This is a genomic window from Pseudomonas sp. PDM02, from assembly GCF_014852285.1.
Classification (GTDB): domain Bacteria; phylum Pseudomonadota; class Gammaproteobacteria; order Pseudomonadales; family Pseudomonadaceae; genus Aquipseudomonas; species Aquipseudomonas migulae.
Genome location: NZ_JACVBL010000019.1, coordinates 77,327 through 93,915, shown reverse-complemented (window position 1 = coordinate 93,915; position 16,589 = coordinate 77,327). Strand labels below are relative to the sequence as shown.

The 16,589-nt window shown below is 62.2% G+C and carries 15 protein-coding genes; 4 read left to right on the top strand and 11 right to left on the bottom strand.

All coding sequences use genetic code 11. From position 1 onward, the window contains the following. Positions 1 to 38: 38 nt before the first annotated feature. The 7 genes from IB245_RS26910 to IB245_RS26880 form a co-directional block, all read right to left on the bottom strand. A complete protein-coding gene (locus tag IB245_RS26910) occupies positions 39 to 1,013 on the bottom strand; it encodes a spore coat protein U domain-containing protein (RefSeq protein ID WP_192229201.1) in 975 nt (324 codons plus the stop codon). Next, positions 1,010 to 3,370 (bottom strand): fimbria/pilus outer membrane usher protein, encoded by a 2,361-nt coding sequence (locus tag IB245_RS26905; RefSeq protein WP_192229200.1) that lies wholly within the window; start codon positions 3,368 to 3,370, stop codon positions 1,010 to 1,012. The genes IB245_RS26910 and IB245_RS26905 overlap by 4 nt, the downstream gene beginning before the upstream one ends. 53 nt (positions 3,371 to 3,423) lie before the next feature. Further along, positions 3,424 to 4,212, bottom strand: coding sequence for a molecular chaperone (locus tag IB245_RS26900; protein ID WP_192229199.1), 789 nt, complete (start codon positions 4,210 to 4,212; stop codon positions 3,424 to 3,426). A 44-nt stretch (positions 4,213 to 4,256) separates the two neighbouring features. Beyond that, positions 4,257 to 4,757 (bottom strand): spore coat U domain-containing protein, encoded by a 501-nt coding sequence (locus IB245_RS26895; protein WP_192229198.1) that lies wholly within the window; start codon positions 4,755 to 4,757, stop codon positions 4,257 to 4,259. A 4-nt stretch (positions 4,758 to 4,761) separates the two neighbouring features. Continuing rightward, entirely contained in the window at positions 4,762 to 5,295 is a 534-nt protein-coding gene (locus IB245_RS26890; RefSeq protein ID WP_008029608.1) for a spore coat U domain-containing protein, read from the bottom strand. 20 nt (positions 5,296 to 5,315) lie between these two features. Beyond that, positions 5,316 to 5,840 carry a spore coat U domain-containing protein gene (locus tag IB245_RS26885; protein WP_008029609.1) on the bottom strand — a complete coding sequence of 175 codons (525 nt, stop codon included), beginning with the start codon at positions 5,838 to 5,840 and terminating at the stop codon, positions 5,316 to 5,318. Between the two features lie 106 nt (positions 5,841 to 5,946). Beyond that, complete coding sequence (locus IB245_RS26880) at positions 5,947 to 6,435, bottom strand: spore coat U domain-containing protein (protein ID WP_192229221.1); 489 nt, start codon at positions 6,433 to 6,435, stop codon at positions 5,947 to 5,949. Between the two features lie 317 nt (positions 6,436 to 6,752). Here IB245_RS26880 and zapE point away from each other — a divergent pair, with 317 nt between their 5' ends. Then, positions 6,753 to 7,883 carry a cell division protein ZapE gene (gene zapE, locus IB245_RS26875; protein ID WP_192229197.1) on the top strand — a complete coding sequence of 377 codons (1,131 nt, stop codon included), beginning with the start codon at positions 6,753 to 6,755 and terminating at the stop codon, positions 7,881 to 7,883. A gap of 200 nt (positions 7,884 to 8,083) precedes the next feature. After that, positions 8,084 to 9,385, top strand: coding sequence for a protein kinase (locus IB245_RS26870; protein WP_192229196.1), 1,302 nt, complete (start codon positions 8,084 to 8,086; stop codon positions 9,383 to 9,385). Between the two features lie 108 nt (positions 9,386 to 9,493). Here IB245_RS26870 and IB245_RS26865 read toward each other — a convergent pair whose 3' ends face one another. Next, on the bottom strand, positions 9,494 to 10,198 hold the full coding sequence (locus tag IB245_RS26865; RefSeq protein WP_008029612.1) for a YebC/PmpR family DNA-binding transcriptional regulator: 705 nt from the start codon (positions 10,196 to 10,198) through the stop codon (positions 9,494 to 9,496). Positions 10,199 to 10,417: 219 nt separating this feature from the next. Between IB245_RS26865 and IB245_RS26860 the strand changes: the two genes are divergently transcribed. Continuing rightward, positions 10,418 to 11,746 carry a type VI secretion system Vgr family protein gene (locus IB245_RS26860; protein ID WP_192229195.1) on the top strand — a complete coding sequence of 443 codons (1,329 nt, stop codon included), beginning with the start codon at positions 10,418 to 10,420 and terminating at the stop codon, positions 11,744 to 11,746. Here IB245_RS26860 and IB245_RS26855 read toward each other — a convergent pair whose 3' ends face one another. Both IB245_RS26855 and IB245_RS26850 read right to left on the bottom strand, forming a co-directional pair. Next, positions 11,747 to 13,144 (bottom strand): FAD-dependent oxidoreductase, encoded by a 1,398-nt coding sequence (locus IB245_RS26855; RefSeq protein WP_192229220.1) that lies wholly within the window; start codon positions 13,142 to 13,144, stop codon positions 11,747 to 11,749. A 4-nt stretch (positions 13,145 to 13,148) separates the two neighbouring features. Next, positions 13,149 to 14,474, bottom strand: coding sequence for an MFS transporter (locus tag IB245_RS26850; protein ID WP_008029615.1), 1,326 nt, complete (start codon positions 14,472 to 14,474; stop codon positions 13,149 to 13,151). A gap of 267 nt (positions 14,475 to 14,741) precedes the next feature. On the opposite strand from IB245_RS26850, the gene IB245_RS26845 reads away from it, so the two are divergent. Further along, positions 14,742 to 15,614 (top strand): LysR family transcriptional regulator, encoded by an 873-nt coding sequence (locus IB245_RS26845; RefSeq protein WP_192229194.1) that lies wholly within the window; start codon positions 14,742 to 14,744, stop codon positions 15,612 to 15,614. A gap of 93 nt (positions 15,615 to 15,707) precedes the next feature. Here the strand turns inward: IB245_RS26845 and IB245_RS26840 are convergent, their stop codons facing one another. After that, entirely contained in the window at positions 15,708 to 16,571 is an 864-nt protein-coding gene (locus IB245_RS26840; protein ID WP_192229193.1) for a LysR substrate-binding domain-containing protein, read from the bottom strand. Between the last annotated feature and the right edge of the window lie 18 nt (positions 16,572 to 16,589).

Here is a 16,589-nt window from a genome sequence, read left to right as displayed (position 1 = left end):
CTGATACACCATCGCGAGCAAGCTCGCTCCTACAAGTGTTAAAACCCCACATCCAGAATCACACTGTCCTGATACGTGCCCGCCGGCGGCGTGGTCTGGTCGGTGTAGATTTTCGCGTTGTAATTGAAGATCTGGCTCCCGGAGCCCAAACCGTTACCGGGATTGACCTCGGCATCGGAGCTGGCCCGGCGAGCACTGCCGACACTGCCCCAGCGGGTGGTGCCGGCGCTTTTGAAGATGTCATACGCCAGGTAATTACCGCCGAAAGCCATCCGTCGTCGCCCGCCAACACTGGCTGCCTGCAGACCGTCGCCCAGGCCGACGGTGTAAGCGCTGCCCTTGGTGCAGGCGAGGCTGATGGTCTGGCCGGTAACCGGCGCAAAGGCACTGACGACCGGTGCGCTGCCGAAACTGATGTTCGGGGCGGTGATGGTGCAGTCATTGGCGACCGTCAGGGTGACGGTCATGCTGGTGGTGCCGCTGCTGATATCGCGCCCCAGGCAAATACTGCCGGTGCCAATGCCGGAGCAATAATTCCAGCTCCAGGCAATGCTCAGGGTCTCGGTATAGATACCGGCCGCCACGTTACTGCCCGTGATTGTCCCCAGATAAATCGGTGCGGTTTTCGGCACCACGCTGCCCAGTAGCCCCAGCGCATCAATGATCCCGTTGCGCGCGAAGTCGAAGGGCGTACCACGTTCGATCGGGTAACTGGTGGTGTTGTTGGCATACAGCGTGTAACCGATGACGTCTCCGGTCGGCCCGAGCAGTCCGGTTTGAGTCGAGGTAATCGTGGCGTAGAAATGGTCATTGTTGGTCAGCAACGAGACCAATGAGCCGGTGCAACTCAAACCGGCGTTGAGGCTTGAACTGTTCTGCACGGCGGTACGCAGCGCAATCGAGCTCACCGAACCGAATGCCACCGCCGTGGCAGGGACCACCACCGAACACAACGCCCATGCCGAGCCTGGCAACCAGACCGCCAGCAGCACCAGCCATTTCACGGCACTCATTGGCACACCAACGGCCCGATCAGCGGAATCTGATCCTGATTCATGTCCACCGCGAACTGGACGCGGCAGGCTTTCCCGTCGGCCAGCGTCACCTGCAATGTGTTCTGCGCCTGAAGATTTTCCAGGTACACCAGACCGTCCCATCCGACCACTGTTTGCGTGCCGCTCTGCTCATGCACGACACCACTGCCCAGAGACAGCTCTCGCTGCTGCGCATCCACCAGGACGATGCTCGCGGCGATCACCCGGCTCAATGGAAACGTCAGCAAATAACCGCTGCCACGGCGCACGGCAATCCGCTGTTCGACGTTCGGGCTGCGCACGTTGGCCGGCAGGTTCAGTGGATCGATCTCGTACTTGCCGCGGTAATAGGCGCTGCTCCACGGCACCAGCAGGTGGCCATTACGATCAGTCTGGCCGACCTGCTGGTTTTCGTAGCGCACCGGAATGTCGGCGTAGCCATCGGTGCTGACCACCACAAAGGCATCGTCGATGCGGTTGGCGGCGAACACCTGGCGGTCCATCCACACCAGCGATCCGCTGGCATCGGCCCAACGGGTTTCGGCGTCGCTGTTGCCGTACACACCGGCCTGCAATTGCACCGACTGCAGGCGCCAGGTCAGGTCGGCCTGGCGATAGGCCGGGCCATCGCCGTGGGCATAACCGAGGTTGAACCCCACCCCGCCTTCAGTCGGCACGGCGCGACTGTAATTGACCCGCTGCTGGCTCTGCCCGGTCTTGCTGCGTTCACTGCTGAGCGCGAGGCTGCCGCGCAAGTCGAACGGGATCACCAGTTGCGCCTGCACCGCCCAGTTGCTGTCGCCGATTTCGCGGTTGGCCGACAGGTAGAAACTGCTGTTGTGCCACAGCGGTTTGCTCCAGGTCAGGTTGAGCAAACGGGTGCGTGAATCATCCGCCGCGCGCACGTCGAAATACCCGACGCCAAGGCTGCCCCAGGCATTGAGATTCAGGCTCAGGGTCGCCTGTTCGCTGCGTTTGCTGAGGGTGGTGAAAGGACTGTCGACCACGGTCAGATCGGCGTATTGGTCGCGACGTTGCAGGCGTTGATAAGAGAAGCTGTAGCGCTGGCTGCTGTATTGATAACCCAGGCTCAGTTGTTGACCGCTGTCGCCATCGAACCGGCTCTGGCTGAGTGCGGTATTGAGCACGCCGAAATTGCCCAGGCGCAGGTTGCCGCCGACACCGCCGAGGGTCAGTGAGTCCGACGCTTCGGCGTGGCTTTCCAGGGTGAAGTTGTCGCTCAGGCCGTAGCGCAGGCTGCCCGATGAGACACCGGGACCGTAACCGAAATCGCTGATGCCGTAATCGCGGCGCAAGGTACCGGCCGCCACAGAAAAGTCGCTCAGGCCTTTTTGCAGCAAACTGCTGGTGACGTAAAACGGCACGGTGGTCGAGACCTGCCGACCGAGGGCATCGGTGGTGACCACCACGGCTTCGCCGGCGCCATTGATGAACGGAATATTAGTCAGCGTGTAGGGGCCGGGTTGCAGGTCGGCGCTGCTGGATTTGTAGCCGTTGATGAAAAGGTCGACCGAGGATGGCACCGCCGCTTCCCCGGCAAACTGCGGCAACGGATAAGTCACCAGGTCCGGGCGCACGCCGAAATCCCGCGACAGCTGAACCCCGCCCAGGCGCACCGAACTGCTCCAGGGCAATGCGCCGCTGACCAGGTCACCGGCCTCGTAGGTCAGCAATCGCTCGTCATCGGAGTAGCGCCAGGTGGTGTCGTAACGCAGGTAGCCATTGTTCAGCGTATTGACCGAATCGCCGGACAACGTGCGCCGGTATTGCCCGGTGTTGGACAGCGTGCCCCAGCTGTCGAACAGTCGCACTTCGTTCCAGGCCGCGAGGTAAGTGCCGGCATCATCGGTGTCGTTGAGGTACAGGTCGTAGTTGAACAAGGCACCGAAACTGCTCAGGGCCGGAGTGCGCGGGTAGGCGTCGCGATTGCCGACGAATTGCTCCGGCAGCCAGCTGGGCGGTACGTCGAGCAGCAGGCGCTGACCGGCGCTGTCGTACTCGCTGTGCAGGCCCGACAGGCTGTCGAGGTCGACTTCGGTGCCGAGGGTGTCCGGCAGTTTCATACCGGTGTCACGCAACGCGTTGGCCGACAGGAAAAACCGCCCGTTGCGTTGCTCCACCGCCACGACGTATCCGGTATTCATCTGATTGACCACCAATTCCAGAAACAACTGCGCATCAGCCACGGCCTCCATGCTGCCGGGTGGCGGCGGCAAATCACCGGCCTGGGACGGGTGAGCGAACGCCAGGCAACCCACACAGCTCATGGCGCAGATCAACGGACGCTGGAAACTGCGGGCCCGATGCGGGCTCATTACCGCTTTACGTCCGTCGATGGACCCTGCCTCCCTTTCCCGTCAGTTGCAGATCAGCGCGCGGGCGTAATGCTTTGTACCTGCGGCGAACCATTCACCCGCACCTGCAACGCCGGGTCTTGCGCCATCGGACCGGGCGCCGGCCAGCGCATGATCGCGCCCGGCAGCACATAACCGAGCAGGCCTTCCACCAGAGGTTTTGTCTGGCCTCCCTGCTTCAGCGCAACGTCCGTCAACCGCGCATGCACCGCCCCCTGATTGCGCACTTCCACATAAGGGCGACCGTCCACCGCCACCGTGCGCCAGCTCAAATCCGGCAGCCCCGCGCCTTTGGGATCACGCTTGCGACTGGTGTCTTCCTTGCTCCACAACCCCGCGCCGTAAGCAAACAGCGGCACCGAATAACGCATCTGGAACCGAATGGCCGCCGCCGTCTTGCCGCTTTCGCCGGCGGGCGGGGTGGCCGAGGGGATTTCATCGATGATGATGCGATAAGCCAGTTCCTGCCCCGGAGGGATCTCCCGGGTACGGGTCAGGCGCACCAGTTGTTTCTGACCCGGTTCGATTTTCGCCACCGGCGGGCTGCCGATCACGTCGCGCTGGTTCTGGTATTGGTCGTTGAAACCGCTTTGGCTCCAGGCGAACACCCGGATCTGCAAATTCGCAGTCTCGTTGCCTCGGTTTTCCAGCCACAAGGCACTGGCCTGCTGATCGGCCTCCAGCACGGGATCGATCGGCCAGATCAGCACCGAACTGGCCGCCTGCACCTTGACCGCCCCCAACAGCAGCATCGCCAACACTGCCTGACGCACAACAGAATGCCGCCGCGCGGGTAAATCCATTTGCCTACTCCTTGTGCCTGTCAGGCCCGATCAAAAACGCCGCGTTACCACGACAGCTGCACTTGCAGCACATCGCTGTAGGTCCCCCCAGGCTGATTGCCCGGTAACAGCACCTGACCGTAAATCGGCAGGCGGATGTTGTTTGCGTCCGTGTACGCCACCGCGACGCTCTGGCCGATCCCCAGGCTTTGGCTGTAAGCCGCGTCGCGAAACAGCTGGTACGAAACGCGGTTGCTGCCGGTGGTCAGCTGCAGGTGTCGCCCGCTGCTGTTGTACTGGCCGCCATCGACGGTCATGTTCATGGTCACGCCCGGTGTGCATTGCAGCTGTACATCCCCCGTCAGGGCCACTTGCACCGTGCCGGTGGCCAGCGCCGATTGGCTGCCGTAATTCAGGCTGCCGTAGTTCGAGACCCCGCCGACCACCAGACAACCCGCCGTGACCGTGGCGCTGACCAGGAAACTCTGGCTGGTCACCGCTGCCAGCGGCAATGGCACACCGGTCGCGCACAACAGCGCCATCGCCGCCCATCCATGGCGGTTCATCGCCCTAGAACGTCAGTTCGACGGAAATCGTGTCGCTGTAAGTACCGGCCGGCAGCCCGACCTTGCCCTTCGCCTGACCGTAGATGTTCACGGTCTGCGCCACGCCGGTGCTGGGGTCAAGGTTGATCACCCCGTCAATGGCTAAAAGCTGCGAGTGCCCGGAATCGGTGTACAAGTCGTACGGCACGTAGTTGGCGACACCGTCGTACAGCGCGCGAGAACCGCCCGCCGACAGTCCGTCATGGGCACCGGCACGCACCTTGACCGTTGGCGTGGTGCCGCTGGAGCAGAGGATCGACAGCGCCACGCCACCGCCCATGACTTGTGCATCTTTCGTGGTGAACAGGCTGTTGTCGGTGCCGAAGTTCAAGGCACCAAAGTTCAGCCCGCTGGAGCCACCCGCACCATTTACCTGACAGCTGCTGATCAGAATCAGGCTGGCAGAGATCTGGCCGGTGACCGTGGTGGCCGCCTGCGCGCCGGACACCAGCGTCAGGCCAAGCAGTGACAAAACTATCCTTGATACGAGCATGCGCATGGTGTCCGTCCTCTACGGGTTTACCAATCGAGCGTCACGGTCAGGGTGTCGGTATAGACCCCGGCCGGTATCGCGCGGGTATTCGCCACCACCGAGCCAAACACCGGAATCGGTATCTGGGCCCCGCTGGTGACGGCGAAGTTGTGTTGTTGGCCGATGCTGTAGCTCTGGCTTCCGGATGCATCGAGGAACAATTGATAAGGCAGGGTCTGGCTGCCGTTGCTCAGGCGCCGGGTGGTGCCGTCACCATGGGTGCCGCCATCGATCGTGACGGTGAAGCCGGTGACCGAAGGGGTGCAGGCGACGTTCAATCTGCCGCGACCGTCAGCACCGAGGCGGGCTTTGATCGGGTTGGTCCAGGTCGGGCCTTGCTGGCCGAAATCCAGCGTGCCGAAATCACTGACCGGGCTGCCGCCATTGGTCACTTCACAACCGGCGATGATGGTCAGTCGCGCATGGATCTGCCCGCTGATCGCCGCTTGCGCGCCCCCCGTCAGCAATACCCCTGCACCCACAGCCATCAATATCCAGAGTTTGCTTGTCATAACGCCAATCCCAATTCCATCAGGACTCCAGAACCCAGGCGCACAACGAGGAGCGCCCCCTTCCCTGCGCCAGCCGAATCCTTTGGCGGCAGTTACACAGTTGCCGCTACCAGGTGACGGTCACTTTCAACAGGTCGGAATAGCGACTGACCCGGGGAATTTCCGCCAGCGGTTCGATGCGTGCATACAACGGTAAATCGACTGAACCGGTATCCGGCACACGGCCGCTCACCGGGACGTCCACCGCCAGCGGGATCAACCGCGCGGGGTCCTGATAGAGCCGATAGGGAATGGGTTTGCTGCCGGCGGAACCGGCCATGTAGCGCGTGTCACCGACGCCACCGTGCAGGCCGCCGTCGACCCGGAGTTGATAAGGGGTGTCGGGATTGCATTCGAGACGGGGCAGGCGCTCGTTCATCAGCGCCGCCGCCAATGGCCCGGCGGGGTCATCCAGGCGCGCGGTATTGCCGAAGTCCAGCACCCCCAGTTGCTCGATGCCCGCTGTGCGTTGCTGGCCAACCACCTGACAACCGCGCAGCACGTCGACACGCACGTGCACCTGAAGTTCTGCGGCCGACACTTGCGCACTGAGCATCACGCCCAAGACTGCACATGCAATGATTCCATTCACGGCCGATTCCTTGTGAGGGGGGGCGTCTAGAAATTCAGGTTAGCAACGCCCCGAGGATTTTCCAGTGGCCCAAAAAAACTGGATCCGCCGAAGGAATGAGCTTTTATGTCGAATTGCTGGCAAAACCCCACAACCCCTACGCCCTACAAGCTGTACACACCGCACAATTCTGTCCAATTACACCCCACGCCCGTCGACACAACTGGAAGCAAATTTCCCCATTTGGTTACACTAGGCCGCCGCAGCTCGGGGAGCCTGCCTGACGATTACGGGGTGACACAGTGGCCGTTCGACCGCCCAACCGTTCGCGATTCACACCACGCTGGCCCGCGCTGCGCCGCCTCTTCGGCAAGGCATCGACGGCCTCAGCCGCTCATTCAGCGACGGGGCGCGTGATCCACGACTATTTCCGGCACAAGGCCCACGCACAGGGTTACACCCTCAGCCACAGCCAGCAGCGCGTGGTCGACTGCATGGCGCAGCACGCCGCGACACTGCTCGGCACTTCGGCAAAAACGCTGCCGGGCCTTTATCTGTACGGCGCCGTGGGGCGTGGCAAGAGCTGGTTGCTCGACGGCTTTTTCCAGGCGCTGCCGATCGCGGAAAAACAGCGCCTGCACTTCCACGAGTTTTTCGCTCGATTGCACCAAGGCATGTTCAGTCATCGCGATCACCCGGATGCGCTGGCGACGACGCTCGACGATTTGCTGAACGATTGCCGGGTGCTGTGTTTCGACGAGTTTCACGTCCACGACATCGGCGACGCGATGCTCATCGCGCGGCTGTTCAAGGCTCTGTTTCGCCGAGGCATTCTGCTGCTGGTGACCTCCAATTACCCGCCTGAGGGCTTGCTGCCAAACCCGCTCTACCACGCGCGCTTCAAACCGGTGATCGACCTGATCAATGCGCGCATGCAAGTCATGGAAGTCGGCGGCCCGCACGACTATCGCAGTCAGGCGAGAACCCACGCCCAGCAGTTGTTTACCCAGGGTCACTACGTCTGGCCGGCTACGTCGGCGCAACGTCAGGCACTGAACCTGCCCGAGCCCGACGCGCCGTCCATTCCTTTGCCCGTCGGCAACCGGCATCTTCCAGCCCGATATTGCGCAGGACGCACCATCGGTTTCACCTTCGGCGATCTGTGCGACCACCCCACGGCGGTCATGGATTACCTGGAGCTGTGCCGACGTTTCGACCACTGGATCATCGATAAACTGCCCAACCTCGCCGACTGCTCGATTGCCGCGCAGCAGCGTTTCATCAATCTGGTGGACGTTTTGTACGACCAGGACAAGCACCTGATCCTGCTCGGCCACCGCTCGTTGCGCGAAAGCCTGGGCGGCGATGCCATTGACCTGGCGCGCACCCGCAGTCGATTGGGACAGTTGATGGAAGTCAGGGACCTGGCCTGAACCCAGTTCTTGCGGCGCAGCGAACTCCGTCTTCGCGAGCAAGCCCGCTCCCACAGTTGACCGAGTTGTCTGGACGAACGCGGTCTATTGTGGGAGCGGGCTTGCTCGCGATGGCGACCTCACAGCCAGCACTTTTACCGCTATCATGTCGCCCTTTATCGGGCCTCGCGCCCTACCTTCGATCAATAGCGAATCTGATCATGGATACCCTTGCCCAACTGCGCGCCGGCCTGCTGGCTGGCGCCACTCGCCTGGACCTGGCTGCCGGCCTGATGGAGTTCCCCCGGGAAATCCTCGACCTGGCGGATTCGCTGGAGGTGCTCAACCTCAGTGGCAATGCATTGCGCAGCCTGCCGGACGACTTTCATCGCCTGACCCGTTTGCGCGTGTTGTTCTGCGACCGCAACCAGTTCAGCGAACTGCCCGCCTGCCTCGGCCAGTGCCCCGCACTGACCATGGTCGGTTTCAAGGCCAACCGCATCGAAACCGTACCGGGCGCCGCGCTGCCGCCGTTGTTGCGCTGGTTGATCCTGACCGACAACCGCATCAGCGAATTGCCGACCGAGCTGGGCGAACGCCCGTATCTGCAAAAACTGATGCTGGCCGGTAACCGCCTGCGGTGCTTGCCCCAGAGCCTGAGCAATTGCCATCGCCTCGAGCTGACCCGCATCGCCGCCAACCAGTTGACCGAGTTGCCATCCTGGTTGCTGACCCTGCCGAGCCTGACCTGGCTGGCCTATGCCGGCAATCCGTTGGAAACCGAAGCCGATGCCGCCGCGCTCGATGCCACGTCGACGATTCCCTGGTCTCAGCTGAGCCTTGAACAGAAGCTGGGCGAAGGCGCTTCCGGCGTCATTCATCAGGCGTTGTGGAAGCAGGCAACGCCAGTCGCGGTCAAACTCTACAAGGGCGAAATGACCAGCGATGGCTCGCCGCTGCATGAAATGAACGCCTGCATCACCGCCGGCCTTCACCCCAACCTGATCCGGGTCGAAGGACGGATTGTCGAGCATCCGCAGGCCCAGGCCGGGTTGGTCATGGAGTTGATCGACCCGAGCTATCGCAACCTCGCCGGGTTGCCGAGCCTGGAATCCTGTAGCCGCGATGTCTACGCCAGCGATACCCGGTTCAGCGCCGACGTGGCCTTGCGGATCGCCTGTGGCATCGCGTCGGTGGCCGAGCATTTGCACCGCCAGGGCATCACCCACGGCGACCTCTACGGCCACAATATTCTATGGAACGAGCACGGCGATTGCCTGTTGGGGGACTTTGGCGCAGCGTCTTTCCACGCAACCGAGGACAGCCTTGAAACCCGTGCATTGCAGCGGATCGAGGTGCGCGCGTTTGGCGTTCTGTTGGGGGAGTTGCTGGAGCGGGTCGACTCGGGGCTGAGTGATCAGGCGCGGGTGAAGCTGGAGGATTTGCAGCAGCGTTGCTGCCAGCCGAAAGTGCTGGCGCGGCCGGGGTTCAGCGAGATTGTGCGGGAATTGAACGGCTGGTGACCGCTGCACGGTCAATCGCTAGCAGGCTAGCTCCCACAATTGACCGGTGTTCACAATCCAGTGTGGGAGCTAGCCTGCTAGCGAAAGCGGTATCACTGAAGAAGCAAATTACCCAGCCAGACCGACAAACATGTCCTGCACATCATCGTGGTTGTCGAGGCCTTCCAGGAACGCTTCAACCTCAGCCATCTGCTCGTCGCTCAGGCCGCTGACCGGGTTCTTCGGCTTGTAGCCCAGTTTCGCCGACAACACGGTGAAACCCTGCTCAGGCAAGGCTTTCTGCACCGAATCCAGATCGGTCGCTTCGGTGATGAACAGAGTAGCGCCGTCATCCGCAGGTTCGAAATCCTGCGCGCCGGCTTCGATAGCGGCCATTTCCGGATCGGCATCCGGGCTGTCCGGGGACGCCTCGATCATGCCCACATGGTCAAAGTCCCACGCAACGGAACCGGAGGCGCCGAGCTGGCCCTTGCGGAACGCGACGCGGATTTCAGCGACGGTGCGGTTGATGTTGTCGGTCACGCATTCAACGATCAGCGGCACCTGGTGCGGCGCGAACCCTTCGTAAGTCACGCGATGGTATTGCACGGTTTCGCCGAGCTGGCCGGAGCCCTTCTTGATCGCACGTTCCAGGGTTTCGCGGGGCATCGACGCCTTTTTTGCCTGTTCGACCACCAGACGCAGGTGTGCGTTGGTGGCGGTATCGGCACCGTTACGCGCAGCAATGGTGATTTCTTTCACCAGTTTGCCGAAGATCTTGCCCTTGGCGTTGGCTGCCGCTTCTTTGTGTTTAACCTTCCACTGTGCGCCCATTACTCACTCTCTTATCTATGGCGCCGAGACATCTATTGGCCGACGCTTTGCGCAAGTTTATACGGCCTAAAGTTGGCAATCGACCAAAAAATCCATCCTGTCGAATCGACTTCTTCACCGCTGGTTGTAGGGCGATTCTGAAACGTCGATTTGCGGTGACCATAAAGGCCCACGGTTTCGTACCCTCTGTGCCCGTACTCCCTGGCAGAAGCGCGATCGATGCACAACGACAAGGAAAGTCCCTTCACCCTGACACTGCTGGACGCCGATTTGAGTTGGCAGGTGGTTCAGTTCAGTGGCCATGAAGCGCTCAACCAGCCCTATCGATTCGATATCGAAGTGATCGGCCTGTCACCGGCGATGAGCCCGGATCGCCTGTTGCAACAACCGGTGTTCCTCAGCCTGACGCAAGACCTTGGCATTCATGGCGTCGTCCACAGCGCCAGCCACGAACATCGCGGCCCGCACTGGGCCGGGTACAGACTGGTGGTGGTGCCCTGGCTGCAAAACCTCGACCGGCAGCGTTGCCGCCGGGTGTTTCATCAACTCAATGTGCCAGCGATCCTGCGCCAGTTACTCGCAGAAAACTCAGTGCCCGAAGACAGCTATCGTTTTGAGCTGCCGAACGGGCGTTATCCCGCCAGGCCATTTTGCATTCAGTTTGACGAGAGCGACCTGACGTTCCTGCAACGTCTGTGCGAAGAAGAAGGCATCCACTATCACTTCGAACATCAATGCGACGGCCATGTGCTGGTGCTCGCGGATGATTGCCTGAGTTTCCCCCAGGAACCGCTGCTGACGCCGTTTCATGGCGACACACCCGGGCACGCGAACGGGCCGGTGATCAACGAACTGTTCCAGCGGCACACCTCGCCGCCACTCTGCGCGCACCCCGCCCCGCCACTGCTTGATCGCGAACGGCTCAGCCGCCGAATACTCGAGCGCTTGCGCTGTCTGCATCGGCAGATACAGGGTCAAAGCAATCACAGCGAATTGCGCAGCGGACGCATCGTGCAAGTGTCGGAACATCCGTTGCAGAACTTCAACGATCAATGGCTGCTGACCGAGCTCCGTCATCAGGGACAGCAACCGTCGATTCTCGCCCCGGCCACCTCCGACATGAGCCGGCGTTACAGCAATCAGTTCACCGCCATCCCGTGGTCAACGGTGTTCCGCCCCGCGCTGACACACGCCAGGCCCGGCATTCCGGGCTTCCAGACGGCGCGGGTGCTCGGCCCGGTCGGCCAGCCTGCGGTGCTGGATGAACAAGGCCGAATACAGGTCAGGTTGTGGCCCACCCCGGAGTCCGATGACGATGAATCCCCTGGCCTTTGGCTGCCCCTGGCCCTCGCAACAGCGGACGGTCGGATCGATCCGTCGAAGCTGCCGGTCGCCGGCACCGAGGTGCTCATCAGTTTTCTCGACAGCGATCCGGACCGCCCGGTGTTGTGCGCGACGGCGAGCCATCCGCCAGCGCCTCGAACCACCCGACAACCACGCGGCGATGACCGGCTGCTGCTCGATTGGCTGATCAACCGTCAGGCCTGATCAGCCCTTGTCCGCCTTGCCCGCTGCCGCCGCGAATTTCGCCAGGCGCACATCCAGATGCCGTGGCCGACGCCCGTGATCTTCGGCGCGCTCCTTGCGGCGGATGGCGTTGCGCACCATCAGCGAACCGAGGTAGCGAATCGGCTCCGGCGGAAAGAAGCCCAAGGGACCGTTGACCAGCGGTGAACGGGTCCAGGCATTGTCGAGCCCCTGAACCATCGAAGCGAGAATCTGCCCGCCCATGTGACAGGGCCCGACCCCGCTGCCGGAATAACCGAAGCCGTAGAACACATTTCCGTGGGCGCTCATCTGGCCGAAGAACGGTAAACCGGTGACCGAGCGATCCGACGGACCGTTCCACGTCGCTTCGACTTTGACCTCGGCAAACGCCGGAAAAAACTCGCTGAGGCTGTGCTGCAACAGGCCTGCATAGGGCGACGGCTGATCGAACACCGGCAGCATCCGGCCACCGTAGGCGAACGTGTTGCCGCCCTTACCGAGCATGATCCGGCCGTCCGGGGTGTTGTGGTAGTAGTGCACGAAAATCCGTGAATCGAGCACCGTGACACCGCTGGTCAAACCGATCTGGTCGAGCAGGTCCGGCCGTGGTTCGGTGATCAGCATGTCACTGGAGACAATCGCCACACTGCGCTCGAACTGCGGGAACGCGCGGGCCATCCACGCGTTCATCGCCAGCACCACCCGGTCCGCGCGGACAGTGCCGTACGGGGTCTGGATCCCTGCCGGTTTGCCCTCCTCCAGTCCGGTCATCGCGGTGTTCTCATGAATCCTCACGCCCAACTGCAACGCCACCCGGCGCAAACCGCGCACCAGTTTGCCCGGTTGCACGCTGGCGGCGGCCGGTGAGAACCAGCCTTCCAGGTGTTTTCGGGAACCGGCCATGCGCTGCACATCCGCCACCGGCCGTTGCGTGAACGAGTTGATGCCGTGGCGTTCGAGCGCTGCGATCACCGCGTCGGTCGAGCCGCATTGGGCGCGGTTGGTCGCGGTGTAGAGCGTGCCGTCGAGGCGGTAATCGGCGTCCACGCCGTACTGTTCGCAGAAGGTGCCGATCGCATGAATACTGCGCTCGGATTCCTTGACCAGCCGCACCGCCTCTTCGACGCCGAACAACCTTTCCAGGGTGAAATACTTGGCCGACCACGACAGCGCACAACCGCCGTTGCGGCCGCTGGCGCCGGCACCGCAGATGTCGGCTTCGATCAGCAACACATCCAGTTCCGGGTTCTGCTCCTTGAGCATGATCGCAGTCCACAAACCGGTGTAGCCACCGCCGACGATGCAGACATCGGCGCGGGTGTCGCCGGGCAAAGGTTCGCACGGCGCGCACGACTCAGCCGCCAGCGCCTGTTCCAGCCAGAAAGGTCTCATCGGTATTTCCTCAGGTACGCAGGGGTTTGACGCTCATCGGCCGGTTCGGCACGAATGCAGTTTCGCCACGCAGGCCAGCCGGGCGGCTGTTCCAGTAGGGGATCAGCACCAGCGCTGAAAACAAGGCGCAGCCGGCGAAGATAATGAACACGGTGACCGAGTCGAAGTAGCCCGGCAGCAAACCGCCGAGAATCGCCCCGACCGAGCCGCAACCGTTGACGAAGCCCGCCGACGTGGCGCCGGCCTTGGCGGTGCCGAAATCGATGGCCGCCGCGCCGCTGATCATCGAGTCCGGTCCGTACAGGGTCAGGCCCATCACGAACAGCAGCGCCACCACCAGCATCACACTGCCGGTGTGCAAGGCACCCATGAACAACGCCAGCGAAATGGTCAACGCAAGCAAACTGATCACACAGGCCGGCATGCGTCGGGCGCCGAACAGTTTGTCCGAGGCCAGCCCGAGCAGGATCGGCCCGAGCAACCCGGCCAGTTCGAACGCCGTCGGGATGATCGCCGCACCGACCTTGCCCACGGTTGGCATCTGTTCGAAAACGATCACCGGCCCCCACAACAGAATCGCGTAGCGCGCCGGTTTCAGCAGGAAGTACGCGAGCCCGAGAACCAGCACCGTGCGGTTGCGCAGGATTTCCTTCAGCGGTTCCAGCACGCTGATCTTGCTTTGCGCATGCGCCTCTTCGGCGGTCATCTCTGGTTCCGGCTCGATCGCTGGCAAGCCAACGTCTTGCGGTTTGTTGCGTTGCAAAATAAAAAACAGCACGGCGACCAGCCCAACCACCGCCGCACTGGAAAAGAACGCCGCATGCCAGCTACCGATGAGCGTGTACGCCCACCAACCGGCAAACGGCGATGCCACGAGCCCGCCAAAGGCATAGCAGGAACTCCATAAACCCAGCACTCGCCCGCGCTGTTCAGCGGGGAAGAAACTGCCGATGTTCTTGCACAGCCCCGACCATCCGGTGGACTGGGCCAGCCCTTGAATCAGCATGCAGGTAGCGAAAATCGGTAACGTTGCGAAGCTGCCCATCACCAGCGCAGCCGCAGCGGAAATCAGCAAGCCGCCGAGCACCACGACCCTTGGGCCAAAGCGGTCGGCGAGGATGCCCCAGGTGAATTGGCCGATGGCGTAGGCCGCGAGGTAGATGGCGTCGAGATTGGCCATGGCCATTTTGTCGAGCATGAAGGTGGGGTCTTCGGCGATCCCCAGTTTGGCCACGGAAAAGGCTTTGCGGGTGAAGTAGAAAGCGGCGTAGGCGAGCCAGGTGATCGCGAAGATCTGCACGCGCCAACGCTTGATGGTGCCGATGTGCTTGTTCATTGTGGTTCTGACCTCAGGGTGTGAGTGTGCCGGCAGAATTGGAAGAAAACGCCTGTGTTTTTATTGTTGAGCACTGCGATATCGCTGCGTCCCTTTGGCGATACCGGTCAGATGAGTCCTGCTGTTGCACGCGCAGGCTCATGGTCACGGAGGCTGTTCGACTGACCAGTCACCGCGACTGGAGCCGATAAAAACAATTACTGATTAATAAGTGAAATCGATTTATCGTATTTCCAATATAAGCTCAGCTTGTTACTGGAGGTTTCGATGTCGGTTTCCCACGCCCAGCTCAAAGCCTTCCATGCCGTGGCTGTTCACGGAAGCTTCACCAAAGCCGCCGAGCGGCTTTTTCTCACGCAACCGGCGATTTCCGACCAGGTGCGCAAGCTCGAAGAGCGCTTCGGGGTATTGCTGTTCCACCGCAACAAACGTTCGGTGCGCCTGACCGATCTGGGTGAGCGCTTGTTGAGCATTACCCAGCGATTGTTCGTCATCGAAGCCGAGGCGCAGGAGTTGCTTCACGACTCGCAGGCGTTGCAGACCGGCAGCCTGATTCTGGCGGTGGACGCCCCGGTGCACGTGCTGCCGCAGATCGCGCGGTTCTGCGAGCGCTACCCCGGCATCAGCGTGAAGATCGAAACCGGCAACACTGATGAATCGCTGTTTCGGCTGTTCAACTATCAGGCTGACCTGGCGTTGCTCGGGCGCGATGTCAGCGATGAACGATTGATCTCGCTGCCGCTGCGCAATGACCCGATGGTGGCGTTTGTTTCGCGCAATCATCCGTGGGCCGACCGCGAGTCGATCTGCCTCGCGGACCTCGACGACACGCCGCTGGTGCTGCGGGAAATCGGCTCGGTGACGCGTCAGACGCTGGAGGAGGAAATGGCCGGCGCCGGGTTTCGGATTCGCCCGGCGATTCAGGTCGAAGGCCGGGAGGCGGCGCGTGAGGCGGTGGTCGTGGGGATTGGGGTGGGGGTGGTCTCGGCGGCGGAGTTTGGTGCGGATTCGCGGGTGTGTGCGCTGCCGATCACCGACTGCAAGCGGCGGCTGACGGAAACGCTGGTGTGTTTGCGCGAGCAGAGTTCGCGGCGGGTGGTGGCGACGTTTCTGGAGATGGTGCGCGAGAGTCTTGCGTAGGCAGGTCCGGCCCCTTCGCGGGCAAGCCTCGCTCCTACAAGGTCGTATGCAATCTGTAGGAGCGAGGCTTGCCCGCGAAGGCCGCACCGCGGTCTAACTGACCGGCGCCAAATCGAAAAACGCCTGAATCAACCGCAAATCCCGCCGCCGCTCCATGCACCCGATCATGTGCCGGTTCACCAATCCCTCGCCAATAATCGGCACCGCCGCCACTCGCGGGTCATGGCTGACCTCCACCGACGACACCACGCCAACCCCCAACTGCGCCGCGACGGCCTCGGTCACCGCCTCGCGACTGTCCAGTTCCAGCAACACCCGAGGGCTCACCTTCGCCTGGGCGCAAGCGTCATCGAACGTGCGTCGGGTAATCGAACTCGGTTCGCGCAACACCATGATGACCTGATCCAGTTCCTTCAGCGGCACCCCTTTCAAACGCTGCGCCCAAGGATGCCCCTCAGGCACCAGCGCACAAATCCGCGACTCGCTCAGCGCCTGCAAATGCAAACCCTTGCGCGGCTCAACCTCGGTCAGCACCGCCACATCGGCATGTTCCGACAACAGCGCCGCCAGGGTTTCCTGCGCATTACCCAGGCGCAGGTTCACGGTGATCCCCGGATACCGCGCGCGCAGGCTCGCGAGCATCGGCATGACCATGTGCGGCCCGTCCGCCGCCACTTCCAGACGCCCGGTGAGCAATTGCCGATTGGCCTCCAGCATCACTTGCGCTTCTTCGGCCAGACCAAACATCGCCCGGGTGATCGCGGCGAGTTTGGTGCCCTCCTCCGTCAGCTCGACCCGACGCGCGGTGCGCCGCAGCAAGGTGATCTGGTAGTGCTCCTCCAACGCCTTGATGTGCCCGGTGACCGCCGGTTGGCTGATGAACAGCCGGGCGGCGGCCCGGGTGAAGCTGCCCTCGCGGGCCACCGCATCGAAGGCGCGGAGCTGGAACAGGTTCATGAATAACCCTCACTGATG

Excerpts from the sequence above, each read along its gene's own strand:
- IB245_RS26910 (WP_192229201.1), bottom strand. The coding sequence starts at position 1,013 with ATGAGTGCCGTGAAATGGCTGGTGCTGCTGGCGGTCTGGTTGCCAGGC.
- IB245_RS26905 (WP_192229200.1), bottom strand. The coding sequence starts at position 3,370 with ATGAGCCCGCATCGGGCCCGCAGTTTCCAGCGTCCGTTGATCTGCGCC.
- IB245_RS26900 (WP_192229199.1), bottom strand. The coding sequence starts at position 4,212 with ATGGATTTACCCGCGCGGCGGCATTCTGTTGTGCGTCAGGCAGTGTTG.
- IB245_RS26895 (WP_192229198.1), bottom strand. The coding sequence starts at position 4,757 with ATGAACCGCCATGGATGGGCGGCGATGGCGCTGTTGTGCGCGACCGGT.
- IB245_RS26890 (WP_008029608.1), bottom strand. The coding sequence starts at position 5,295 with ATGCGCATGCTCGTATCAAGGATAGTTTTGTCACTGCTTGGCCTGACG.
- IB245_RS26885 (WP_008029609.1), bottom strand. The coding sequence starts at position 5,840 with ATGACAAGCAAACTCTGGATATTGATGGCTGTGGGTGCAGGGGTATTG.
- IB245_RS26880 (WP_192229221.1), bottom strand. The coding sequence starts at position 6,435 with ATGCTCAGTGCGCAAGTGTCGGCCGCAGAACTTCAGGTGCACGTGCGT.
- IB245_RS26870 (WP_192229196.1), top strand. The coding sequence starts at position 8,084 with ATGGATACCCTTGCCCAACTGCGCGCCGGCCTGCTGGCTGGCGCCACT.
- IB245_RS26865 (WP_008029612.1), bottom strand. The coding sequence starts at position 10,198 with ATGGGCGCACAGTGGAAGGTTAAACACAAAGAAGCGGCAGCCAACGCC.
- IB245_RS26860 (WP_192229195.1), top strand. The coding sequence starts at position 10,418 with ATGCACAACGACAAGGAAAGTCCCTTCACCCTGACACTGCTGGACGCC.
- IB245_RS26850 (WP_008029615.1), bottom strand. The coding sequence starts at position 14,474 with ATGAACAAGCACATCGGCACCATCAAGCGTTGGCGCGTGCAGATCTTC.
- IB245_RS26845 (WP_192229194.1), top strand. The coding sequence starts at position 14,742 with ATGTCGGTTTCCCACGCCCAGCTCAAAGCCTTCCATGCCGTGGCTGTT.
- IB245_RS26840 (WP_192229193.1), bottom strand. The coding sequence starts at position 16,571 with ATGAACCTGTTCCAGCTCCGCGCCTTCGATGCGGTGGCCCGCGAGGGC.